We start from the raw sequence: 2,076 nt of genomic DNA, 5'->3' as shown, positions 1-2,076 counted from the left end.
ACAACGAGTACAAGAAGCAGGACTCCGAGCACCTGCTGGAGACCACCGGCAAGCAGCTCCGCAAGCTCATGTCGTGGGTCAACGAAGAGGCGTGAGCCCCAGGTGACGGGGCCGGAGCGGCATGCTCCGGCCCCGTTGTCCACCCCGTCGAATCTCGGACGGGTGATCCTTCCGCAGAGGCGCAGGACGACCACCACCACGCCACTACACTGCCGTACTACATACGCGTCAGGCCCACAGCGTCGTGCGTCTCCACGCGGCAAGCCCCTCCACCGCCAGCGGCCGTCGGGACGGCCGTCCGCATTGGACATGTGAGGACTCACGTGAGCTCGAAACCTGTCGTACTCATCGCTGAAGAGCTGTCGCCCGCCACCGTCGACGCGCTGGGCCCGGACTTCGAGATCCGGCACACGAACGGAGCAGACCGAGCCGAGCTGCTCCCGGCCATCGCCGACGTGGACGCGATCCTGATCCGCTCCGCCACCAAGGTCGACGCCGAGGCCATCGCCGCGGCGAAGAAGCTGAAGGTCGTCGCACGAGCCGGCGTCGGCCTGGACAACGTCGACGTCTCCGCCGCCACCAAGGCCGGCGTGATGGTCGTCAACGCGCCGACGTCCAACATCGTGACCGCGGCCGAGCTGGCCTGCGGTCTGCTGGTCGCCACCGCCCGCAACATCCCGCAGGCCAACTCGGCGCTCAAGAACGGCGAGTGGAAGCGCAGCAAGTACACCGGCGTCGAACTCGCCGAGAAGACCCTCGGTGTCGTCGGCCTCGGCCGCATCGGCGCCCTGGTTGCCCAGCGGATGTCAGCCTTCGGCATGAAGGTCGTGGCGTACGACCCCTACGTCCAGCCTGCCCGGGCCGCGCAGATGGGCGTCAAGGTGCTGTCGCTGGACGAGCTGCTCGAAGTCTCCGACTTCATCACCGTGCACCTGCCGAAGACCCCCGAGACGGTCGGTCTGATCGGCGACGAGGCGCTGCGCAAGGTCAGGCCGTCGGTGCGGATCGTCAACGCGGCGCGCGGTGGCATCGTCGACGAGGTGGCGCTGTACGCGGCGCTCAAGGAGGGCCGGGTCGCCGGCGCCGGCCTCGACGTGTACACGAAGGAGCCGTGCACCGACTCCCCGCTCTTCGAGCTGGACCAGGTCGTCTGCACCCCGCACCTCGGTGCCTCCACCGACGAGGCCCAGGAGAAGGCGGGCATCGCGGTCGCCAGGTCGGTCCGCCTCGCCCTTGCCGGCGAGCTGGTCCCGGACGCGGTGAACGTCCAGGGCGGGGTCATCGCCGAGGACGTCAAGCCGGGCCTGCCGCTGGCCGAGCGTCTCGGCCGGATCTTCACCGCGCTCGCCGGTGAGGTCGCGGTCCGCCTGGACGTCGAGGTCTACGGCGAGATCACCCAGCACGACGTGAAGGTGCTGGAGCTCTCGGCGCTCAAGGGTGTCTTCGAGGACGTCGTGGCCGAGACCGTGTCCTACGTCAACGCCCCGCTGTTCGCGCAGGAGCGCGGTGTCGAGGTCCGCCTCACCACCAGCTCGGAGTCGGCCGACCACCGCAACGTCGTCACCGTGCGCGGCACCCTGGGCAGCGGCGAGGAGGTCTCGGTCTCCGGCACGCTGGCCGGCCCGAAGAACCTCCAGAAGATCGTCGCGGTCGGTGACTTCGACGTCGACCTCGCGATCGCCGACCACCTGCTGGTGCTGCGCTACGAGGACCGGCCGGGCGTCGTCGGCACCGTCGGCCGCATCCTCGGCGAGGCGGGCATCAACATCGCCGGCATGCAGGTCGCCCGGTCGATCGCGGGCGGCGAGGCGCTGGCCGTGCTGACCGTCGACGACACGGTGACCTCCGGTGTGCTGGCCGAGGTGGAAGCGGAGATCGGGGCGACCTCGGCTCGTTCGGTGAACCTGGTCTGATTTTCTTCCCACCCGTCCACCCGGCTCGGAGGGTCGGAGGGTCGGAGTCGTTCGTCCTCAAACGCCGGACGGGCCGTGGTAACCAGCGCTCCGCCGGGATGTGTTCTGAGAATCCCCGCAGCGCCACCACCCCCCCCCCCGCCCCCACCCCCCACACCCCCCA

At 69.7% G+C, this 2,076-nt stretch carries 1 protein-coding gene; it reads left to right on the top strand.

Annotated features, from left to right (window positions below; all coding sequences use genetic code 11):
• Nucleotides 1-323: 323 nt before the first annotated feature.
• Complete coding sequence (serA, locus tag ACWGJB_RS28215; protein WP_453382865.1) at nt 324-1,913, top strand: phosphoglycerate dehydrogenase; 1,590 nt, start codon at nt 324-326, stop codon at nt 1,911-1,913.
• Nucleotides 1,914-2,076 lie beyond the last annotated feature (163 nt).

The organism is Streptomyces sp. NPDC054813 (genome assembly GCF_053611365.1).
This window is presented reverse-complemented; position numbering and strand designations above follow the sequence as displayed.